This window comes from Mycobacterium europaeum, assembly GCF_002102155.1.
In the GTDB taxonomy this organism is placed as follows: domain Bacteria; phylum Actinomycetota; class Actinomycetes; order Mycobacteriales; family Mycobacteriaceae; genus Mycobacterium; species Mycobacterium europaeum.
Window position 1 is genome coordinate 1 of record NZ_LQOU01000012.1, and the last position, 21,565, is coordinate 21,565.

The following is a 21,565-nucleotide window of genomic DNA, read 5'->3' on the forward strand; positions in this document are numbered from 1 at the left end:
GCCCCACCCCGCCCCCCTCGCCGTCCGCCGACCGGCGAGCCGGTGACGTGGACCCGGCCGTCGCGGACGTGGCGGATCGTCGGCAGGCCGACTATTTCGTCCGGCTCCTCTCGCAGAACCGCAGGCTCATAGACCAGCGGATCGACGACTATCAGAAGGCGATCGCCACCGCGCAGGCCAACGGCGACGTCGATGCCGTCGGCAACCTCCGGCGCATGGCGCGAATCGAAGAACAGGACCGCGACAGCGTAGACGGCATGCTCGAGAAGCTGCGCCGCCGCTTCGCCCGCAGGTCCCCGGGCCAGCCGTCGGCCCCGCCTGCGCGGCCGCGCGCCGCGATCCGCTGACCCGGCCGGAATCAATCCACCGGGGGCGCAGCGGTTTTCGTCTCCCGCGCAGACCGCCGAAGGGTGCAGCGACCCGAATAGGCCACGCCCGCATCGCCGTCCCGATACATTTGACGGGCCAACTGGGTTCTTCCGACACCGAACGAGGCCGCCCATGGGATTCATGACCCCGGACATTCCCGACGTCGACCCGCGGAGTTGGCCCGGTTTGCCGCGATCGACCAGGCGGCAGATCATGACGCGGCACTGGGTCGAACACGGCTTCGGTTCCCCGTACGCGGTCTATCTGTTCTACATCGTCAAGATCGCGGTGTACGTCGCCGGCGCCGCCGCGATTATCTCCCTGACGCCGGGCTTGGGCGGCCTCGGGCGCATCGGCGACTGGTGGACGCAGCCGATCGTGTATCAGAAGGTGGTCATCTTCACGCTCCTGTTCGAGATCCTGGGCCTGGGCTGCGGATCCGGGCCGCTGACCGCACGGTTCTGGCCGTTGTTCGGGGGTTTCCTGTACTGGTTGCGGCCCAACACGATTCGGCTGCCGCCCTGGCCCGACAAGGTTCCGCTCACCGGTGGCGACAACCGCACCGTCGTCGACGTGGTGCTCTACCTGGTGGTGCTGGTCTCGGGCGCCTGGGCGTTGCTCTCGCCCGGGCGGGGCGGGCCGGTGACCGCCGGCGGCGACGTCGGCCTCATCGATCCCAGGCTGGTGGTGCCGACCATCGCCGCGCTGGCCCTGCTGGGGCTGCGCGACAAGACCGTCTTCCTCGCCGCCCGCGGCGAACACTACGGACTGACCCTGCTGGTCTTCTTCTTTCCCTTCACCGACCAGATCGCCGCCTTCAAGATCATCATGCTGGCGCTGTGGTGGGGGGCCGCGACGTCGAAACTCAACCACCATTTCCCCTACGTCGTGGCGGTCATGATGAGCAACAGCCCCGTGCTGCGCAGCCGGGCATTCAACTGGTTCAAGCGCAGGCTCTACCTCGACCCGGTCAACGACCTGCGCCCGTCGTGGATCCCGAAGGTGATGGCCCATGTCGGCGGGACGACGGCGGAATTCTTGGTGCCGCTCGTCCTGGTCTTCTTCGCCGACGGGCACAAGTGGGCATGGTTCCTCATCGGGTTCATGGTTCTCTTCCACCTCAACATCACCTCCACCATTCCGATGGGGGTTCCGTTGGAGTGGAACGTGTTTTTCCTGTTCTCGCTGTTCTACTTGTTCGGGCACTACGCCGGCGTCACCGCCACGGGGCTGAGCTCGCCGCTGCTGCTGGTCATCCTCATCGCCGCGCTCGCGGTGGTGCCGATCGTGGGAAACCTGTTCCCCAAGCAGGTTTCGTTTCTGCCCGCGATGCGCTACTACGCCGGCAACTGGGCCACCAGCTTGTGGTGCCTGCGGGACGGCGCGGAGGACAAGATCGACGCGAACATCACCAAGGCTTCCGCCCTCGTCCCCAAACAGCTTGCCCGCCTTTATGACCCGAACACCGCCGAGATGATGATCGACAAGCTGATGGGCTGGCGGTCCATGCACACGCACGGGCGCACGCTCAACGGGCTGGTGGCCCGCGCGCTGGACGGGCGCGACGAGGCGGACTACAAGCTGCGCGACGGTGAGATCATCGCCGGACCGCTGATCGGGTGGAACTTCGGCGAAGGCCACCTGCACAACGAGCAGCTGCTCGCGGCGGTGCAGCGGCGCTGCCAGTTCGACGAGGGCGACGTCCGGGTGATCATTCTGGAAAGCCAGCCGATCCACGTCCAGCGCCAGGAGTACCGCATCGTCGACGCCAAGACCGGCTTGATCGAAGAGGGTTACGTCGACGTGGAAAGCATGCTGGCGCGTCAGCCGTGGCCCGAGCCCGGCGACGAGTACCCGGTCCATGTCCTCGATGGCGGCGACCCGCCGCGCCCGGCTTCGCCGCGCTCGCGATCGCCGCGGCTCGATGGCGCCGACCCGCCGCGCCCGGCTTCGCCGCGCTCGCGATCGCCGCGGACGCGGCGCAGCGCTCGATGACCCGAGCGGTGGTGGTCGGCGGCGGCCCCAACGGCCTGGCCGCCGCGATCCACCTGGCGCGCAACGGCGTCGACGTGCAGGTGCTCGAGGCGAGCGACACCGTAGGCGGGGGAGCCCGCTCGGGCGAACTCACCATGCCCGGGGTCATCCACGACCACTGCTCGGCGTTTCACCCGCTGGGCGTCGGGTCGCCGCTGTGGAAGCAGATCGACCTGCAGCGCCATGGGCTGCGGTGGAAGTGGCCGGAGGTCGACTGCGCGCACCCGCTCGACGACGGCACCGCCGGCGTGCTCTACCAATCGATCGATGAGACGGTGGCCGCCCTGGGGCCCGACGGCGGCCGATGGCGGCGGGCGATCGGGGACCTCGCGGCGGGATTCGACGAACTGGCCGAGGATCTGCTCGGCCCGGTGCTGGGCGTCCCGCGGCACCCGATCCGCCTGGCCGGCTTCGGGCCGCGGGCGCTGCTGCCGGCCACCACGATGGCCCGCTGGTTTCGCACCGAGCAGGCCCGCGCGTTGTTCGGCGGCTCCGCCGCGCACATCTACACCCGGCTGGACCGCCCGCTCACCGCGTCCCTGGGGCTGATGATCCTGGCCAGCGGGCACCGGTACGGCTGGCCCGTCGCGGAAGGGGGATCCGGGTCGATCAGCCGGGCGCTCGCCGCCGCGCTCGCCGAGCACGGCGGCTCGGTGGCCACCGGGGTGCGGGTCACCCGCCGCAAGGACATCCCGGACGCCGATATCGTCATGCTCGACCTCAGCCCCGCCGCGGCGCTCGCCCTCTACGGCGACGCGATGCCGGCCCGCATCAGGCGGTCGTATCGGCGCTACCGGGAGGGCTCGTCGGCGTTCAAGGTGGACTTCGCCATCGAGGGCGACATCCCCTGGACCAACCCTGCCTGCGCCCGGGCCGGCACCGTGCACCTGGGCGGCACGTTCGCCGAGGTGGCGGACACCGAACGCCAACGCGCGCAAGGCAAGATGGTCGACCGGCCCTTCGTGCTCGTCGGCCAGCAGTACCTGGCCGACCCGTCCCGTTCGGCGGGCAACGTCAACCCGATCTGGGCGTACGCGCACGTGCCGTTCGGCTACGACGGCGACGCCACGGCGGCCGTCGTCGCCCAGATCGAGCGGTTCGCGCCGGGCTTCTCCGAGCGCGTCCTGGCGACCGTCACCAAGGGCACCGCCGATTTGCAGGCCTACAACGCCAACTTCATCGGCGGCGACATCATCGGCGGCGCCAACGACGGCCTGCAGGTCATCTTCCGCCCCCGCATCGCCATCGATCCCTACCCGCTGGGTGTGCCGGGCGTCTACCTGTGTTCGCAGTCCACACCGCCGGGGGCCGGCATCCACGGTCAGTGCGGTTACCACGCCGCCGAGTCGGCGCTGAAGTGGCTGAAGAAGCCGCGCCGCGGCTGACTCACATTGGTCGCGGGAACCGGGGCGGCAACCGCGCATCCTGCTGATCTAGGCTGACCACGAGCGCGTAATCAGCGGACTCACGAACGACATCAGCAGACAGGGAGACATCAAGTGACGGTCCGAGTAGGCATCAACGGCTTCGGTCGAATCGGACGCAACTTCTACCGGGCCCTTCTGGCCCAACAGGAGCAGGGCCCTGCCAGTTCCGGGGCCGACATCGAAGTGATCGCGGTCAACGACATCACCGACAACCACACGCTGGCGCATCTGCTCAAATTCGACTCGATCCTGGGCCGGCTGCCCTATGACGTCAGCCTGGAAGGCCAGGACACCATCGTGGTGGGTCCGCACAAGATCAAGGCGCTCGAGGTCAGAGAGGGCCCGGCGGCGTTGCCGTGGGGCGACCTGGGCGTCGACGTGGTCGTGGAGTCCACCGGGCTGTTCACCAACGCGGCCAAGGCCAAGGGCCACCTGGACGCCGGCGCCAGGAAGGTGATCATCTCGGCGCCCGCCACCGACGAGGACATCACCATCGTGCTGGGCGTCAACGACGACAAGTACGACGGCAGCCAGAACATCATCTCCAACGCGTCGTGCACCACGAACTGCCTGGGGCCGCTGGCCAAGGTCCTCAACGACGAGTTCGGCATCGTCAAGGGCCTGATGACCACCGTGCACGCCTACACCCAGGACCAGAACCTGCAGGACGGCCCGCACAAGGACCTGCGCCGCGCGCGGGCGGCGGCGCTGAACATCGTGCCGACCTCGACCGGTGCCGCCAAGGCGATCGGGCTGGTGCTCCCGGAACTGAAGGGCAAGCTCGACGGGTACGCGTTGCGGGTGCCGATCCCCACCGGCTCGGTGACCGACCTGACCGCCGAGCTGACCAAGGCCGCGAGCGCCGAAGACATCAACGCGGCGTTCAAGGCCGCCGCCGAGGGCCGGCTCAAGGGCATCCTGAAGTACTACGACGCGCCGATCGTGTCCAGTGACATCGTCACCGACCCGCACAGCTCGATCTTCGACTCCGGGCTGACCAAGGTGATCGACAACCAGGCCAAGGTGGTGTCCTGGTACGACAACGAGTGGGGCTACTCCAACCGCCTCATCGACCTGGTCGCGCTGGTCGGCAAGTCGCTGTAAGTTCAGCCAATCGTGACGATTCCAACTCTGAAAGACCTTCTGGACGAAGGAGTTTCGGGTCGGGGCGTGTTGGTGCGCTCCGACCTGAACGTTCCGCTCGACGACGGCGCCATCACCGACCCGGGCCGGATCACCGCGTCGGTGCCGACGTTGCGGGCGCTGGTCGACGCCGGCGCCAAGGTGGTGGTCACCGCGCACCTCGGCCGGCCGAAGAACGGGCCCGACCCGAAGCTGTCGCTGGCCCCGGTCGCCGCCGCGCTCGGTGAGCAGCTCGGCCGGCACGTCCAGCTGGCCGGCTCCGATCGTTCCCCCGTCGTGGGCGGCGACGCCCTGGCCCGAGCCGAGGGGCTCACCGACGGCGACGTCCTGCTGCTGGAGAACATCCGTTTCGATCCGCGCGAAACCAGCAAGGACGACGGCGAGCGGCTGGCCCTCGCCCGCGAGCTCGCCGAATTGGTCTCGCCCGGAGGGGCTTTCGTCTCCGACGGGTTCGGGGTGGTGCACCGCAAGCAGGCGTCGGTGTACGACGTGGCCACGCTGCTGCCGCATTACGCCGGCACGCTGGTGGCCGACGAGATCCGGGTGCTGGAGCAGTTGACCAGCTCGACCACCCGCCCGTACGCGGTGGTGCTCGGCGGATCGAAGGTGTCCGACAAGCTCGGCGTCATCGAGTCGCTGGCCACCAAGGCCGACAGCATCGTGATCGGCGGCGGGATGTGCTTCACCTTCCTTGCCGCGCAAGGTTTTTCGGTGGGGAAGTCGCTGCTGGAAGAAGAGATGGTCGACACCTGCCGTCGACTGCTGGACACCTACGTCGACGTGCTGCGGCTCCCGGTGGACATCGTGGTGGCGGAGAAGTTCGCCGCCGACGCGCCGCCGCAGACGGTGGCCGCCGACGCCATCGGAGACGACTTGATCGGGTTGGACATCGGATCCGGCTCGGTCAAACGCTTTGCGGCCCTGTTGTCCAACGCCGAGACCATCTTCTGGAACGGCCCCATGGGCGTGTTCGAATTCCCGGCGTTCGCCGCGGGCACCCGCGGCGTCGCCGAGGCCATCGCCGCGGCGACCGGCAAGGGCGCGTTCAGCGTGGTCGGCGGCGGTGACTCCGCGGCCGCGGTGCGCGCCCTGGGCATCCCGGAGGGCGACTTCTCGCACATTTCCACCGGCGGCGGCGCGTCGCTGGAATACCTTGAGGGCAAGACGCTGCCGGGCATCGAGGTGCTCGGGCAGCCGCAGCCGGGTGGAGGGGACGCGTGAGCCGCAAGCCGCTGATCGCCGGCAACTGGAAGATGAACCTCAATCACTTCGAGGCGATCGCGCTGGTGCAGAAGATCGCGTTCGCGCTGCCGGACAAGTACTACGACAAGGTCGACGTCACCGTCCTGCCGCCGTTCACCGACCTGCGCAGCGTGCAGACGCTGGTCGACGGCGACAAGCTGCGGCTGACGTACGGCGGACAGGACCTGTCCCAGCACGACTCGGGCGCCTACACCGGCGAGGTCAGCGGCGCGTTTTTGGCCAAGCTGGGCTGCAGCTTCGTCGTGGTCGGTCACTCCGAGCGCCGCACCTACCACGACGAGGACGACGCGCTGGTGGCCGCCAAGGCCGCCGCCGCGCTCAAGCACGAGCTCACCCCGATCGTGTGCATCGGCGAGCACCTCGAGGTCCGCGAGGCCGGTAACCACGTCGAGCACAACATGGAGCAGCTGCGCGGCTCGCTGGCCGGCCTGTCGGCCGAACAGATCGCGACCGTCGTCGTGGCCTACGAGCCCGTCTGGGCCATCGGCACCGGCCGGGTGGCCAGCGCCGCCGATGCCCAGGAGGTGTGCGCCGCGATCCGCGCGGAGCTCGCCTCGCTGACGTCGCCCCAGGTGGCCGACGCCGTGCGAGTGCTCTACGGCGGCTCGGTGAACGCCAAGAACATCGGCGACCTCATCGCCCGCGACGACATCGACGGGGCCCTGGTCGGCGGGGCGTCCCTCGACGGTGAGCAGTTCGCGACGCTCGCGGCCATCGCGGCCGGCGGGCCCCTGCCCTGAGCGCAGCGCACCACCGGTAAGCTGCCTGCCATGGAGTTGGCCCTGCAGATCACCCTGGTGGTCACCAGCGTGCTGGTGGTGTTGCTGGTGCTGCTGCACCGCGCCAAGGGTGGCGGCCTGTCGACGCTGTTCGGCGGCGGTGTGCAGTCCAGCCTTTCCGGCTCGACGGTGGTGGAGAAGAACCTGGACCGGTTGACGCTGTTCATCACCGGCATCTGGCTGGTCTCCATCATCGGGGTGGCGCTGCTGATCAAGTACCGGTGACCCGTCGGCGGGCGGACCACCTGATCCGCACCGATACTGGGACACATGGTTGACGTTTCCGACATCGCGCTGGAACCGATCGGCGCCGTGCAACGCACGCTGGTCGGTCGCGAGGCGACCGAGCCGATGCGCGCCGACATCAGGCTGCTGGGCGCCATTCTCGGCGACACCGTGCGCGAGCAGAACGGGGACGAGGTTTTCGACCTCGTGGAGCGCGCCCGGGTGGAATCGTTCCGGGTGCGCCGCTCCGAGATCGATCGGGCCGACCTGGCGCGGATGTTCGATGGCATCGACATTCACCGAGCGATCCCGGTCATCCGGGCGTTCAGCCACTTCGCGCTGCTGGCCAACGTCGCCGAGGACATCCACCGCGAACGCCGCCGCGCCATCCACGTCGCCGCGGGCGAGCCGCCGCAGGACAGCAGCCTGGCCGCGACCTACGCCAAACTCGATGGCGCCGAACTTGATTCGGCCACGGTGGCGACCGCGCTGCGCGGCGCCCTGATCTCCCCGGTGATCACCGCCCACCCCACCGAGACCCGGCGGCGCACCGTCTTCGTCACCCAGCACCGGATCACCCAGCTGATGCGGCTGCACGCCGAGGGCCACACCGAGACCGACGACGGGCGCAACATCGAGCGCGAGCTGCGCCGCCAGGTCCTCACCCTGTGGCAGACCGCGCTGCTCCGGTTGTCCCGGCTGCAGATCACCGACGAGATCGAGGTGGGACTGCGCTATTACGCGGCCGCGTTCTTCCAGGTCATCCCGCAGGTCAACGCCGAGGTAAGGGACGCGTTGCGGGCGCGCTGGCCCGACGCGGATCTGCTCGCCGCGCCGATCGTGGCGCCCGGTTCCTGGATCGGCGGCGACCGCGACGGCAACCCGAACGTGACGGGCGAGGTGGTGCGCCAGGCCACCGGCAGCGCCGCGTTCACCGCGCTGTCGCACTATCTGGCCGAGCTCACCGCCCTGGAACAGGACCTGTCGATGTCGGCGCGGCTCGTCCCGGTCACACCCGGGCTGGCCGAACTGGCCGAGGGCTGCGGCGAACAGGCCCGCGCCGACGAGCCCTACCGGCGGGCGGTCCGGGTGATCCGCTCCCGGCTCACCGCGACCGGCGCCGAGATCCTGGACCGCCGGCCACAGCACGAGCTGGACCTCGGCCTGCCGCCGTATGCCACCCCGGCCGAACTGCAACAAGACCTCGACACCATCGACGAGTCCCTGCGCGCCCACGGCAGCGCGCTGCTGGCCGACGACCGCCTGGCTCTGCTGCGAGAAGGCGTGAGCGTCTTCGGATTTCACCTGTCCGGTCTGGACATGCGGCAGAACTCCGACGTCCACGAGGAGGTGGTGGGGGAGCTGCTGGCCTGGGCCGGGGTGCACCCGGACTACGCCTCCCTGCCCGAGGAGGAGCGGGTCGCGCTGCTGGCCGGCGAACTCGGCACCCGCCGTCCACTCGTCGGTGATCGCGGACAACTATCGGAGCTGGCCCGCAAGGAGCTCGAGGTCGTCAGCGCCGCGGCGCACGCCATCGGGCGCTACGGCCCGGCCGCCGTCCCGAACTACGTCATCTCCATGTGCCGCTCGGTCTCCGACGTCCTCGAGGTGGCGATCCTGTTGAAGGAGTGCCGGCTGCTGGACGCCTCCGGGCCCGAACCGTACTGCCCGGTGGCGATTTCGCCGCTGTTCGAGACGATCGACGATCTGCACAACGGCGCGGCCATCGTGGACGCGATGCTGGAGCTTCCCCTGTACCGTGCGGTCGTCGACGCGCAGGGCGGGTGCCAGGAGGTGATGCTCGGCTATTCCGACTCGAACAAGGACGGCGGTTACCTGGCCTCCAGCTGGGCCGTCTACCGCGCCGAGCTGGCCCTGGTCGAGGTGGCCCGCAAGAACCGGATTCGGTTGCGGCTCTTCCACGGTCGCGGCGGTACCGTCGGTCGCGGCGGTGGGCCGAGCTATCAGGCCATCCTGGCGCAGCCGCCGGGCGCGGTGAACGGCTCGCTGCGCCTCACCGAGCAGGGCGAGGTGATCGCCGCCAAGTACGCCGAACCGCAGTCGGCGCGGCGCAACCTGGAAAGCCTGGTGGCCGCCACGCTGGAGTCGACCCTGCTCGACGTCGAGGGCCTGGGCGACGCCGCGGAGCCGGCCTACGCCGTGCTCGAGGAGGTGGCCACCCTGGCGCAGCGCGCGTACGCCGAATTGGTGCACGAGACACCGGGTTTCGTCGACTACTTCACCGCCTCCACGCCCGTCAGCGAGATCGGCTCGCTGAACATCGGCAGCCGCCCGACGTCGCGCAAACCCACCTCGTCGATCTCTGACCTGCGCGCCATCCCCTGGGTGCTGGCGTGGAGCCAGTCCCGGGTCATGCTTCCCGGCTGGTATGGCACCGGTTCGGCGTTCGAGCAGTGGATCGCGGCGGGGCCCGAAAGCGAAGACGAACGGGTGGGGATCCTGCACGAGCTGTACCAACGGTGGCCGTTCTTCCGCAGCGTGCTGTCCAACATGGCGCAGGTGCTGGCCAAGAGCGACCTGGGCCTGGCGGCGCGCTACGCGGAGCTGGTGGCCGACGAGGAACTGCGCGATCGGGTGTTCGGCAAGATCGTCGACGAGCACCGGCGGACGATCGCGATGCACAAGCTCATCACCGGTCACGAGGACTTGCTCGCCGATAACCCCGCACTGGCACGGTCGGTGTTCAACCGCTTCCCCTATTTGGAGCCGCTGAACCATTTGCAGGTGGAATTGCTGCGCCGATACCGTTCCGGCGACGACGACGAGCTGGTGCAGCGCGGCATCCTGCTCACGATGAACGGATTGGCGAGCGCGTTACGTAACAGCGGGTGACGGGCATCCATGAGGCATGTCCGACAGCGCTTCCCCCGTCGCCGCGGCCGAGTGGGCCCAGAACAGCGTCTTCGAGCGCCTGGCGCGCGTCGGCTACGTCGTGAACGGGATCCTGCACCTGATCGTCGGCTACCTCGCCATCCGTGTGGCGTGCGGCGACGGCGGCACCGCTGACCAAACCGGCGCCCTGGCGACGCTGGCGGCCAAACCGGGCGGCCCGCTCGCGCTGTGGATCGCCACGGCCGCGCTCCTGGCGATGGGCCTCTGGCGGCTTGTCGAGACCGCGCTCGGCCGATCGAGCGACCGTGAGTCACAGCGTCCGTCGGACGTCTCCTCGCGGGCGAAGGCCCTCGGGCTCGCCGCGGTGTACCTGGCCTTCGCGTACTCCGCGTTCGGATTCGCCCGGGGCGCCGGAAGGCCCGCGGATCAACAGAATTCGAGCATCAGCGCGCGGCTGATGGGATCGACGGGCGGGACCATCGTCCTGGTCGCCTCGGGCGTGGTCATCGTCGGGGTAGGGATCTACCACATCCACAAGGGCGCCAGCCGCAACTTCGTCGACGACCTGCAGGGCAAGTCCGGTGACCTGGTGCGGCGGCTGGGCGTGGCCGGGTACGTCGGCAAAGGGGCGGTGATCACCCTGACGGGCGCGTTGGTGATCGTCGCCGCGTGCCGCTCCGAGCCCAAGAAGGCGACCGGACTCGACGGCGCGCTCAAGACGCTCGGATCCCAGCACTACGGGGCAGCGCTGTTGATCGCCGCCGGCGCCGGGATCATCACCTACGGGCTCTACAGCTTCGTGATGGCCCGGTCAACCAAGATGTAGCCCGCGCCAGTCAGCGGTTGCGCAGCCGGTCGAGCGCACCGCGCACGGCGTTCTCGGTCATCGACAGCGGGGTCATCATCGTCTCGCCCACCTTCACCATGCCGTCGATCCGCCCGACGATCGCCTCCACCGGCTCGACCAGGACGATCAGTCGCCGCGCCAGGTCGTCCAGCCGCGACAGCGTGCCGTCCAGGTGATCCAGCCCTTTCTCCATCCGTTCCACCGTGGCGTTCAGGGCGGAAAGGGACGCGTTCAGCTCTTTCATGGTGGTGCTCAGGCCATCGAGGACGTCCTCGACCTGCTCCACCGTCTTGTCGGCATTCAGCGCTGCCTGGGTGAGAGTCTTGAGCCGGTTCCGCTCTTGCCCGCCACGCACGGTCCTGTCTGCCATGACCGTCATTATCACCCGGAACGATCCGGGCGGGGGCTAGCTTGGCTGACCCGGCCGGGAGGGGAGTTTGGCCGCGGCCTCCTCGTCCAGCAGCCACAGCGTGGTTTCCTGGCCGATCGCCCCGGCGGCGGGCACCGAGACGGGCGGGGCGCCGCCGATCGCGGCGGCCACCGCGTCGGCCTTCGAAGCGCCGGACACCATCAGCCACACTTCGCGCGAACGCTGAACTGCGGGCAGGGTCAAGGTGATTCGTTGGGGCGGCGGCTTGGGGGAGTCCTCGACCGGGACCACCATGCGGCTGGCCTCCAGCACGGCGGGGGTGTCGGGGAACAGGGAGTTGATGTGGCCCTCCGGGCCCATGCCCAACAGGTGCACGTCGAAATTCGGAACCCGTTGGCCGGGGGCGGCGTTGGCGGCCAGCAGCTGTTCGTAGGCCAGCGCAGCGGCCGCGAGGTCGGTTCCGAATTCGCCGTCGCTGGCCGGCATCGTGTGCACGTGGCTGCACGGAATGTCGATCCGGTCCAGCAGCGCCGCACGCGCCTGCTTGTCGTTGCGTTCGTCGTCGTCCTCGGGGACGTAGCGTTCATCCCCCCAGAACAGGTGCACCTTGGGCCACTCGATCTCGTGGCCCACCAGGGACTCGAGCAGGCCGATGCCGTTGCCGCCGCCCGTCAGCACGACCAGCGCTCGGTCGCGGGCCGCCACGGCCTCACCGATGGTGTCGGCCAGTCGGTTGGCCGCGGCCTCGACCAGGGCCTGAGTCTCGGGGAAAACTTCGATGATGGTGCTCACACGTACTGCACTTTCTCAATGCCTTCCAGCGCTGTCTGGTAAATCTCGTCGGGGTCGAGCCGCCGCAGGTCTTCGGCGAGGCACTCGCCGGTCTCCCTGCGCGCCAAGGGTAGTAGGGCCTCCGGCTTGGCGGTGCGGCTCAGTGTCGCCGTCCTGCCCTCCTGGGGCCGGCTCAACACGATGGTCTCGCTCTTGCGGACCAGCTCCACCTTGAGCTCGCCGACCGCCCGGCGCACCGGGCCGTCGATCCGGCTGGCCAGCCAGCCCGCGAGGATGTCAAGCGCCGGTTCGGTTTTCAGGCCGGACACCAGTGCCGACTCGATCGGTTCGTGCGGCGCCAGGTCCACGGCCGAGGTGAGCAGCGCCCGCCAATAGGTGATGCGCGCCCACGCCAGGTCGGTGTCTCCGGCGGTGTATCCGGACCGTCGGCCCTTGATCGCCGATAGCGGGTCGGTTCCCTTGGTGGCGTCGGTGATGCGCCGAATCGCCAACTTGCCCAACGGATCCTGGGCGGGAATCGCCGGGGCGATGTCCGGCCACCAGGCCACCACGGGAATGTCGGGAAGCAGGAACGGCGTCACGACGCTGGCGGCGTGCCCGGCGAGCGCCCCGGACAGGCTGAGGATCACCACCTCGGTGGCCCCGGTGTCACCGCCTGCGCGCAACTGCGCGTCCAGGCGCGGTTCGTCGGCATACGGGTCGCCCCGCATCGTGACGATGATCCGGCTGGGATGCTCGTGGCTGGCGTTGTTGGCCGCCTCGAGCGATTCCTCGAGGATGGCGTCGCTGTCCGGCGCGATGATGAGCGTCAGCACGCGGCCCATCGTCACGGCGCCGACCTTCTCCCGCAGTTCGTCGAGCTTCTTGTTGACCGCGGTGGTGGTGGTGTCCGGCATGTCGATGATCACGGCCGCCGCCATTCGCGACCGGTCCGGTGCAGCATCTCGAACGCGGACTCCGGGCCCCACGTCCCCGCCTCGTAAGGCTCGGGCTTGCCGTCGGCCGCCCAGTTGTCGAGGACGGGATCCAATATCTCCCAGGCCAATTCGACCTCCTCGTTGACAGGGAACAGCGACGGCTCGCCCAGCAGCACGTCGAGGATCAGCTGTTCGTAGGCCTCGGGCGACTCCTCGGCGAACGCCGAGCCGTAGGAGAAGTCCATGTTAACGTCGCGGACCTCCATCGCAGTACCGGGCACCTTGGAACCGAACCGCAGCGTGATGCCCTCGTCGGGCTGCACCCGGATGACCATGGCGTTGGTACCCAGCTCGTCGGTCATGGTGGCGTCGAACGGCAGGTGCGGGGCGCGTTTGAAGACGAGCGCGATCTCGGTGACCCTGCGGCCCAGCCGTTTCCCGGTGCGCAGGTAGAACGGCACGCCGGCCCAGCGGCGGGTGTCCACCTCCAGGGTGATCGCGGCGAACGTCTCGGTGGTGGAGTCCTTGGCGAACCCCTCCTCGTCGAGCAGCCCGACGACCTTCTCGCCGCCCTGCCAGCCGCCGGTGTATTGGCCGCGGCTGGTGGTCTCGTCGAGCGGCTGGGCCAGCTGCGTCGCGGAAAGCACCTTGATCTTCTCGGTCTGCAGCGCCGCCGGGTTGAAGCTGACCGGCTCTTCCATCGCGGTCAGCGCGAGCAGCTGCATCAGGTGGTTCTGGATGACGTCGCGGGCGGCCCCGATGCCGTCGTAATAGCCTGCGCGCCCGTCCAATCCGATGTCCTCGGCCATGGTGATCTGTACGTGGTCGACGTAGTGCGCATTCCAGATCGGGTCGAACAACTGATTGGCGAACCGCAACGCCAGGATGTTGCGGACAGTTTCCTTGCCCAGATAGTGGTCGATGCGGAACACCGCCTCTTCGGGGAAGACGACGTTGACCGAATGGTTGAGCGCCTGCGCGCTCTCCAGATCGTGCCCGAAGGGCTTCTCGATGACGACCCGGCTCCATCGATCGCCCTGCGGGCGGGCCAGCCCCGACCGGTGCAGCTGGTCGCACACCACGGGGAAGGACTTCGGCGGGATGGCCAGGTAGAAGGCGTGGTTGCCGCCGGTGCCGCGCTCGGCGTCCAGCTTGTCCAGGGTTTCGGCCAGCCGGCTGAACGACTCGTCGTCATCGAAAGAGCCTGGCACGAAACGGAATCCCTCGGCCAGCCGCTCCCAGTTCTCCTCCCGAAAGGGCGTCCGGCAGTGATCCTTGACGGCCTGGTAGACGACCTTGCGAAAGTCCTGGGTCTCCCAGTCCCGGCGGGCGAAGCCCACCAGTGAGAAGCTGGGCGGCAGCAGCCCGCGGTTGGCCAGGTCGTAGATGGCCGGCATCACCTTCTTGCGGGCGAGGTCACCGGTGACGCCGAAGATCACCATCCCGCAGGGGCCGGCGATCCTCGGCAGCCGCTTGTCGCGCTTGTCCCGTAACGGGTTTTGCCATTCTGCAGCGGTACGGGCCGGGCTCATTTGGAGGCGGAACCCAGCTGCTTCTGCGTCTCCTCCAGCAGCTCGGTCCACGACTCCACGAACTTGTCCACGCCCTCTTTCTCCAGCACCACGAACACGTCGGTGAGGTCGATCCCGACCCCGGCCAGCTTGTCGAACACCCCTTGCGCGGCCTGCGCGGTGCCGGTGACCGTGTCGCCCTTGATCTCGCCGTGGTCGGCGACGGCGTCGATCGTCTTCTCCGGCATGGTGTTCACCGTGTTGGGCGCGACCAGTTCGGTGACGTAGAGGGTGTCGGAGTAGTCGGGGTTCTTGACCCCGGTTGACGCCCACAGCGGGCGCTGCACGCGGGCCCCGTCACCCTTGAGCGCCTCGTAGCGATCGCCGCCCTCGAACACCTCCTGGTAGGCGGCGTAGGCGAGCCGGGCGTTGGCCACACCGGCCTGGCCGCGCAGCGCGAGCGCCTCCTCGGAGCCGATCTTCTCCAGCCGCTTGTCCACCTCGGTGTCCACCCGGGAAACGAAGAACGATGCCACGGAATGGATCTTGGACAGGTCGTGACCCGCCTCCCGGGCCTTCTCCAGGCCGGCCAGGTAGGCGTCCATCACCTGGCGGTGCCGCTCGACGGAGAAGATCAGCGTGACGTTGACCGAAATCCCTTCGGCGAGAACGGCCGTGATGGCCGGGATGCCCGCCTTGGTGGCCGGGATCTTGATGAACAGGTTCGGCCGGTCGACGATCTTCCACAGCTCGACGGCCTGCGCGACGGTCTTGTCGGTCTCGTCCGCCAGCCGCGGGTCCACCTCGATGGACACCCGGCCGTCGACGCCGTCGGACGCCTCCCACTGGGGCTTGAGCACGTCGCAGGCGTTGCGCACGTCGTCGGTGGTGACGGTGCGGATGGTGGCGTCGACGTCGGCGCCGCGCTCGGCGAGCTCGGCGATCTGGCCGTCGTAGGAGTCACCCTCGGCCAGCGCCTTCTGGAAGATCGACGGGTTGGTGGTCACGCCGACGACGCTCTTGGTGTCGATCAGCTCCTGCAGGTTGCCCGACTGCAGCCGCTGGCGCGACAAGTCGTCCAGCCAAACGGAAACCCCCGCGGCGCTGAGCGCGGCGAGGTTAGGGTTCTGGGTCATGTGAACCCCCCTTTCTCAGTTGTCCACTACCTGTTCCGCGGCGGAGGCGACGGCTTCTGCGGTGAAACCGAATTCACGGAACAACGTTTTGTAGTCGGCGGATTCGCCGTAGTGTTCGATCGACACGATCTTGCCGGTGTCGCCGACGAGCTTGTGCCAGGGCTGCGCGACGCCCGCCTCGACCGCCACCCGGGCCGACACCGACGGGGGCAGGACGCTGTCGCGGTAGTCCTCGGGCTGCGACTCGAACCATTCCACGCACGGCATGGACACCACTCGCGCGACGATGTCCTTGTCGGCCAACAACTTCTGCGCCTCCACCGCGAGCTGAACCTCCGACCCGGTGGCGATCAACACGACGTCGGGGTCCTCCGTGCCTTCGTCACCGAGGATGTAGCCGCCCTTGGCCACGCCCTCGGCGTTGGTGCCCTCGAGGATCGGCACGCCCTGCCGGGTCAGGATCAGCCCGACCGGGCCGCTGCCGTTGCCGCGGGCCAGGATCGTGCGCCAGGCGTAGGCCGTCTCGTTGGCGTCGGCCGGGCGCACCACCGACAGCTTCGGGATGGCGCGCAGCGCCGCGAGGTGCTCGATCGGCTGGTGCGTCGGCCCGTCCTCGCCGAGGCCGATGGAATCGTGCGTCCACACGTAGATGGTGTCGATGTCCATCAGCGCGGCCAGTCGCACCGCCGGGCGCATGTAGTCGGAGAACTGCAGGAACGTGCCGCCGTAAGCCCGGGTCGGGCCGTGCAGCACGATGCCGGACAGGATCGCGCCCATCGCGTGCTCGCGCACACCGAAGTGCAGCGTGCGGCCGTACCAGTCCGCGGTGTAGTCCTTGGTCGAAATAGAGGGCGGCCCAAAGGATTTGACGTTGTCCATGGTGGTGTTGTTGCTGCCCGCCAGGTCGGCCGAGCCGCCCCACAACTCGGGAAGTCTGGGACCCACGGCATTGAGCACCTTGCCGGACGCCGCGCGGGTCGCCAGCGCCTTGTCGCCGGGTTCCCAGCGCGGGATGTCGGCGTCCCAGCCGTCGGGCAGCTCCTCGGCGGTCAACCGGTCCAGCAGCGCCTTGCGGTCGGGTTCGCGCTGCGTCCACGCGTCAAAGTCCGCCTGCCACTTCTCGTGCGCTTCCTTGCCCCGGTCCACCAGCTTGCGGGTGTGGGCGATGACCTCGTCGCGCACCTCGAACGTCTTGTTGGGGTCGAAGCCGAGGATCTCCTTGACGGCCTCGACTTCCTCGTCGCCCAGCGCCGCGCCGTGCGCCTTGCCGGTGTTCATCAACTTGGGCGCCGGGAAGCCGATGATGGTCCGCAACTCGATGAAGGACGGCCGATCGGTGACCGCCTTGGCGTTGGCGATGGCCTCCTCGATCCCGACGACGTTCTCGCCGCCCTCGACCCTCTGCACGTGCCAGCCGTAGGCCTCGTAGCGCGCGGCGGTGTCCTCGCACAGCGCGATGTTGGTGTCGTCCTCGATCGAGATCTGGTTGTGGTCGTAGAAGACGATCAGGTTGCCCAGCTGCTGCACGGCGGCCAGCGACGACGCCTCCGAGGTGACGCCCTCCTCGATGTCGCCGTCGGAGGCGATCACGTAGATGAGGTGATCGAACGGGCTGGTCCCCGGGGCGGCGTCGGGGTCGAACAGGCCGCGCTCGTAGCGCGCGGCCATCGCCATGCCCACCGCCGAGGCCAGGCCCTGGCCCAACGGGCCGGTGGTGATCTCGACGCCCTTGGTGTGCCGGAACTCCGGGTGCCCGGGCGTCTTGGATCCCCAGGTGCGCAGCGACTCGATGTCGGAGAGCTCCAGGCCGAACCCGCCCAGGTACAGCTGGATGTACAGCGTCAGGCTGCTGTGGCCACACGACAACACGAACCGGTCGCGGCCCAGCCAGTAGGTGTCGCTGGGGTCGTGGCGCATCGTTCGCTGGAACAGCGTGTAGGCCAGGGGAGCCAGGCTCATCGCCGTTCCGGGGTGTCCGTTGCCGACTTTTTGGACCGCGTCGGCGGCCAGCACCCGGATGGTGTCGACGGCGGCCGAGTCGAGCTCGGACCAGTCGTCGGGGAGGTGCGGTTGGGTCAGCGTAGAGATCTCTTCGAGTGTGGTCACAGACTCAGTCCTAAGGGTCATCAAGCTGATCAATCCCACCCTAGTGCGGGATGGCCGGCTCTTGCAGTGCAGGTTTCGGGTACCCGCCGCCGGCTGGTGTGAAAATTACGCGGTGGCCCGCGACCCGTAACATTCAGTTCGGAAATCTGGGAGAAGCCTGGATGAATGGACCCTGCGGGCGGGCCATCACCGGCCCGCGGTCTACCATCGTGTGTAGTAGATGCTGCGCGCTGCTGCGACCCCGAGGAGTTATTGCGTGAGCGTTCGCGGGCGCGTCGCCCCGAGCCGGATACCGAGCCGAATACACGGCACGGTGCTGGCGTATTTGGCGCTGACCAAGCCGCGGGTCATCGAACTGTTGCTGGTGACCGCGATACCCGCCATGCTGCTCGCCCACCGCGGAGCGGTGAACCCGCTGCTGATCTTCAACACGCTGATCGGCGGCATGCTGGCCGCCGGGGGAGCCAACACGCTCAACTGCGTGGCCGACGCGGACATCGACAAGGTGATGAAGCGCACCGCGCGCCGCCCCCTGGCCCGCGCCGCGGTGCCGACGCGCAACGCGTTGGTGTTTGGTTTGGCGCTCACGGTGGGCTCGTTCTTCTGGCTGTGGTGGACGACGAACCTGCTGTCGGGTCTGCTGGCGCTGGCCACCATCGCCTTCTACGTGTTCGTCTACACGCTGCTGCTCAAGCGCCGCACGTCGCAGAACGTCGTGTGGGGCGGGGCGGCCGGCTGCATGCCGGTGATGATCGGCTGGTCGGCCGTCACCGGCACCATCGGCTGGCCGGCGCTGGTGATGTTCGCCATCATCTTCTTCTGGACGCCGCCGCACACCTGGGCGCTGGCGATGCGCTACAAGGACGACTACAAGGCGGCCGGTGTGCCGATGCTGCCCGCCGTGGCGACCGAGCGTCAGGTCACCAAGCACATCCTCGTCTACACGTGGCTGACGGTGCTGTCGACGCTGGCGCTGACCCTGGCCACCGGCTGGCTGTACGCGGCGGTCGCCGTCGTCGCCGGGGTCTGGTTCCTGGCGATGGCCCACCAGCTGTACACCGGGGTTCGCGCCGGCGAGCCCGTCAAGCCGCTGCGGTTGTTCCTGCAATCCAACAACTACCTCGCGGTGGTGTTCTGCGCGTTGGCGGTCGACTCGGTGATCGCGCTGCCGCACCTGTTCTGACGCCGCCGTTCAGGGCAGCAGCACGATCGAGCCGGCGGTCTTGCGGCCCTGCAGGTCCCGGTGGGCGCGCGCGGCCTCGGCGAGCGGATACCGCCCACCGACCTCGATGGTGATAACCCCGCCGGCGATCGCGTCGAACAATTCCTCTGCCCGCCAACTGAATTCCTGGCCGGTGCGAATGAAGTGCGCCAGCGACGGCCGGGTCAAGAACACCGAGCCGGCGGCGTTGAGGCGCTGAGGATCGAACGGCGGAACGGGTCCGCTGGCCGCCCCGAACAGCGCCAGTGTGCCGCGCACGGCCAGGCTGGCCAGGCTCGCGTCGAACGTGGTGGCGCCGACGCCGTCGTACACGGCCTCGACGCCGGCGCCGTCGGTGAGCCCGCGGATCCGCCTGCCGAACTCTTCGGCGTCCTCGGGGTAGGACAGCACCTCGTCCGCACCGGCCCGCCTGGACAGCCGCGCCTTCTCCGGGGTGGAGACCGTGGTGATGACCCGCGCGCCGAGCAGGTGCGCCCACTGCGTCAGGATCAGCCCGACCCCGCCCGCGCCCGCGTGCACCAGCACCGTGTCGCCGGCCTGCACCGGATACACCGAATTCAGCAGGTAGTGCGCCGTCAGGCCCTTCAGCAGCACCGATGCCGCCACGTCGGAATTCACCCCGTCCGGCACGTGTGCGGTCAAAAACGCTGGGGCGGTGGCGTACTCGGCGTAGCCGCCGGACGCCGACGCGCTGACCACCCGGTCGCCGACGCTGAAGCCGTCGGTGTCGTCACCGGTCGCGGCGACGGTGCCGCACAGCTCGGAGCCGAGGATGAACGGCAACTCGCGCGGGTACTGCCCCGAGCGGAAGTAGGTGTCGATGTAGTTGACGCCGACCGCGTCGGCCTTGATCAGCACCTCGCCGGGACCGGGCACCGGTTGTGGCGCGTCGACGTAGCGCAGCACCTCGGGGCCGCCGGTTTCCCTGACTTCGATTGCGTGCATGTGCTTATCATGCCCGGGCATGAAACTCGCCCGCCCGGACATCTTCCATCCCCGCATCGTGCTGGCGGGGCCCGGCGGCGATCCCGGCGACGCCGGCCTGGTCCCCGCGCTGCGGGCTCGCGGGCTGCACGCCCGCTGGCTGGCGTGGGACGACCCGGAGACGCTGCGCGCCGACCTGGTGATTCTGCGTGCCTCCGCGGACGGCGGCCGGCGTGACGAATTCCTGGCCTGGACCCGGCGCGTGCGCCACCTGCTCAACCCGCCCGACGCGGTCGCCTGGAACCTCGACGAGCGGTATCTGCGTGACCTCGATAACGACGGGGTGCCTACTCGGCCGGGCGGGGCGGCGGACGTGGCGCTGATCTTCCTGGGCGGCAAGCAGTCCCACGCCTGGCCGGTCGACCCGGACTTCGAGTGGTGGGACCTCGGTTACGCCGCGATCGCGTCGGCCGCCGAGCGCTCCGGAGTCGCTGTCCGCGAGTTGCTGTACGCGCGCGCCGACGTGAGCGGGGACGGGCTGGTGCGGCTGGACCTCGTCGCGCCGCCGCTGGGCTGGCAGCACCTGGACGCCGCCACCCGCGAGCGCGCCGAGCGCGACTTCGCGCTCGCCGTCGAGTCAGCCTGCGAGCGGCTGGGGCTCGGCCCGCTCTCGCATCGAGGCCCATAGCGCGGCCGTGGCCGCGGTGCACGCGGCGGCGCCGGCGACGTGCAGGGCGACCAGGGCGGCGGGCACCCCGGTGAAGTACTGGGCGGTGCCGACGGCGGCCTGCGCGCAGACCAGCGCGAGCAGCACGATCAGCCGACGCAGGATCGGCCGCGCGGCGTGCACGGCCAGCAGCCCGAAGCCGAGCCCGACCAGCAGGGCGAGGTAGGCGACCAGCAGCGACGAGTGCGCGTGCACCAGGGTCTCGACCGCGATTTCGAGGCGGGGCACCGTCCGGGTGGGGCTGCGGTCGCCCGCGTGCGGACCGGCCGCCGTCACCAGCGTGCCGGTGACCAGCACCACCGCCAGATCCAGGCCGATCAGTGCGGTCAGGGCGCGCAGCGGCTTGGGCACGCGCCGCTGCGGCACACCGTCGTCGGGCTCGCCGATCTTGACGTAGAGCAACACCGACAGCCACACCATCGTCATCGAGGTCAGCAGGTGGATGGCCACCGTCCACCACAGCAGCCCGGTGCGCACGGTGATGCCGCCGATCACCGCCTGCACCACCGTCGACACCGGCATGAGCCACGCATAGATCAGGACTTCCCGGCGCCGCCGGGCCCGGGTCACGGCCAGCACGGCCAGCGCCGCCGCGATGACCACCGCGAAGGTGATCATGCGGTTGCCGAACTCGACCGCCTGGTGAATGCGCGGCACCTCGGCGTGCGCGACCGGGGTGAAGCTGCCCGGAAAGCACTGCGGCCAGGTCGGACAACCCAACCCCGACGCGGTGACGCGGACGATCGCCCCGGTGACGGCGATGGTGCCCTGGGTGAGGACGACGGCCGCGGCGACGAGGCGCTGGGCGCGCACGCTCGGGTTGGGAAGCAGGTCCACCAACCGCATCAGCGTTCGTCCGGGCATGGCCCGATGGTAGGCCAACGAAAACTACGTCCTGTAGTAAGCCCTGCCGTCACCAG

The 21,565-nt window shown here is 69.1% G+C and carries 17 protein-coding genes and 2 pseudogenes; 11 read left to right on the forward strand and 8 right to left on the reverse strand.

Annotated features, from left to right (window positions below):
- From AWC03_RS05840 to AWC03_RS05880, 9 genes and pseudogenes are all read left to right on the forward strand, one after another.
- Positions 1–347: pseudogene (locus tag AWC03_RS05840) on the forward strand (hypothetical protein); the annotation flags it as partial.
- A 154-nt stretch (positions 348–501) separates the two neighbouring features.
- A pseudogene (locus AWC03_RS05845) lies at positions 502–2,241 on the forward strand (DUF3556 domain-containing protein); the annotation flags it as partial.
- Positions 2,242–2,360: 119 nt separating this feature from the next.
- On the forward strand, positions 2,361–3,788 hold the full coding sequence (locus AWC03_RS05850; RefSeq protein ID WP_085239583.1) for a phytoene desaturase family protein: 1,428 nt from the start codon (positions 2,361–2,363) through the stop codon (positions 3,786–3,788).
- Positions 3,789–3,902: 114 nt separating this feature from the next.
- Entirely contained in the window at positions 3,903–4,934 is a 1,032-nt protein-coding gene (gene gap, locus AWC03_RS05855) for a type I glyceraldehyde-3-phosphate dehydrogenase (protein ID WP_085239584.1), read from the forward strand.
- A gap of 12 nt (positions 4,935–4,946) precedes the next feature.
- Positions 4,947–6,194 carry a phosphoglycerate kinase gene (locus AWC03_RS05860; protein ID WP_085239585.1) on the forward strand — a complete coding sequence of 416 codons (1,248 nt, stop codon included), beginning with the start codon at positions 4,947–4,949 and terminating at the stop codon, positions 6,192–6,194.
- Positions 6,191–6,976, forward strand: coding sequence for a triose-phosphate isomerase (gene tpiA / locus AWC03_RS05865; RefSeq protein ID WP_085239586.1), 786 nt, complete (start codon positions 6,191–6,193; stop codon positions 6,974–6,976). The genes AWC03_RS05860 and tpiA overlap by 4 nt, the downstream gene beginning before the upstream one ends.
- Positions 6,977–7,006: 30 nt before the next feature.
- Positions 7,007–7,240 (forward strand): preprotein translocase subunit SecG, encoded by a 234-nt coding sequence (gene secG, locus AWC03_RS05870; RefSeq protein WP_040624202.1) that lies wholly within the window; start codon positions 7,007–7,009, stop codon positions 7,238–7,240.
- 45 nt (positions 7,241–7,285) lie between these two features.
- Positions 7,286–10,093, forward strand: coding sequence for a phosphoenolpyruvate carboxylase (gene ppc / locus AWC03_RS05875; protein WP_085239587.1), 2,808 nt, complete (start codon positions 7,286–7,288; stop codon positions 10,091–10,093).
- Positions 10,094–10,109: 16 nt separating this feature from the next.
- On the forward strand, positions 10,110–10,919 hold the full coding sequence (locus tag AWC03_RS05880; protein ID WP_085239588.1) for a DUF1206 domain-containing protein: 810 nt from the start codon (positions 10,110–10,112) through the stop codon (positions 10,917–10,919).
- Positions 10,920–10,929: 10 nt separating this feature from the next.
- Here AWC03_RS05880 and AWC03_RS05885 read toward each other — a convergent pair whose 3' ends face one another.
- From AWC03_RS05885 to tkt, 6 genes are read right to left on the reverse strand one after another with little or no spacing between them, the layout of a single operon-like run.
- Positions 10,930–11,319, reverse strand: a complete 390-nt coding sequence (locus AWC03_RS05885) for an ATPase (protein WP_085239589.1) — start codon at positions 11,317–11,319, stop codon at positions 10,930–10,932.
- Positions 11,320–11,346: 27 nt separating this feature from the next.
- Positions 11,347–12,102, reverse strand: coding sequence for a 6-phosphogluconolactonase (pgl, locus tag AWC03_RS05890; protein ID WP_085239590.1), 756 nt, complete (start codon positions 12,100–12,102; stop codon positions 11,347–11,349).
- Entirely contained in the window at positions 12,099–13,010 is a 912-nt protein-coding gene (gene opcA, locus AWC03_RS05895) for a glucose-6-phosphate dehydrogenase assembly protein OpcA (protein ID WP_085239633.1), read from the reverse strand. Before opcA ends, pgl begins: the two co-directional genes overlap by 4 nt.
- Positions 13,007–14,551, reverse strand: a complete 1,545-nt coding sequence (gene zwf, locus AWC03_RS05900) for a glucose-6-phosphate dehydrogenase (protein ID WP_085239591.1) — start codon at positions 14,549–14,551, stop codon at positions 13,007–13,009. The genes opcA and zwf overlap by 4 nt, the downstream gene beginning before the upstream one ends.
- Positions 14,548–15,666 (reverse strand): transaldolase, encoded by a 1,119-nt coding sequence (gene tal / locus AWC03_RS05905; protein ID WP_085239592.1) that lies wholly within the window; start codon positions 15,664–15,666, stop codon positions 14,548–14,550. The genes zwf and tal overlap by 4 nt, the downstream gene beginning before the upstream one ends.
- Positions 15,667–15,681: 15 nt before the next feature.
- A complete protein-coding gene (gene tkt, locus AWC03_RS05910) occupies positions 15,682–17,772 on the reverse strand; it encodes a transketolase (protein WP_085239593.1) in 2,091 nt (696 codons plus the stop codon).
- A 256-nt stretch (positions 17,773–18,028) separates the two neighbouring features.
- On the opposite strand from tkt, the gene AWC03_RS05915 reads away from it, so the two are divergent.
- The gene (locus AWC03_RS05915; protein ID WP_085239594.1) at positions 18,029–18,955 is read left to right on the forward strand and encodes a heme o synthase; all 927 of its coding nucleotides are present in this window, start codon (positions 18,029–18,031) and stop codon (positions 18,953–18,955) included.
- A 9-nt stretch (positions 18,956–18,964) separates the two neighbouring features.
- Here the strand turns inward: AWC03_RS05915 and AWC03_RS05920 are convergent, their stop codons facing one another.
- A complete protein-coding gene (locus AWC03_RS05920; protein WP_085239595.1) occupies positions 18,965–19,939 on the reverse strand; it encodes a quinone oxidoreductase family protein in 975 nt (324 codons plus the stop codon).
- A gap of 19 nt (positions 19,940–19,958) precedes the next feature.
- On the opposite strand from AWC03_RS05920, the gene AWC03_RS05925 reads away from it, so the two are divergent.
- Entirely contained in the window at positions 19,959–20,606 is a 648-nt protein-coding gene (locus AWC03_RS05925) for a hypothetical protein (RefSeq protein ID WP_085239596.1), read from the forward strand.
- Here the strand turns inward: AWC03_RS05925 and AWC03_RS05930 are convergent.
- Positions 20,556–21,509: a COX15/CtaA family protein gene (locus AWC03_RS05930; protein ID WP_085239597.1), complete on the reverse strand. Its 954-nt coding sequence runs from the start codon at positions 21,507–21,509 to the stop codon at positions 20,556–20,558. The two genes, AWC03_RS05925 and AWC03_RS05930, sit on opposite strands and share 51 nt — an antisense overlap.
- Positions 21,510–21,565: the final 56 nt, after the last annotated feature.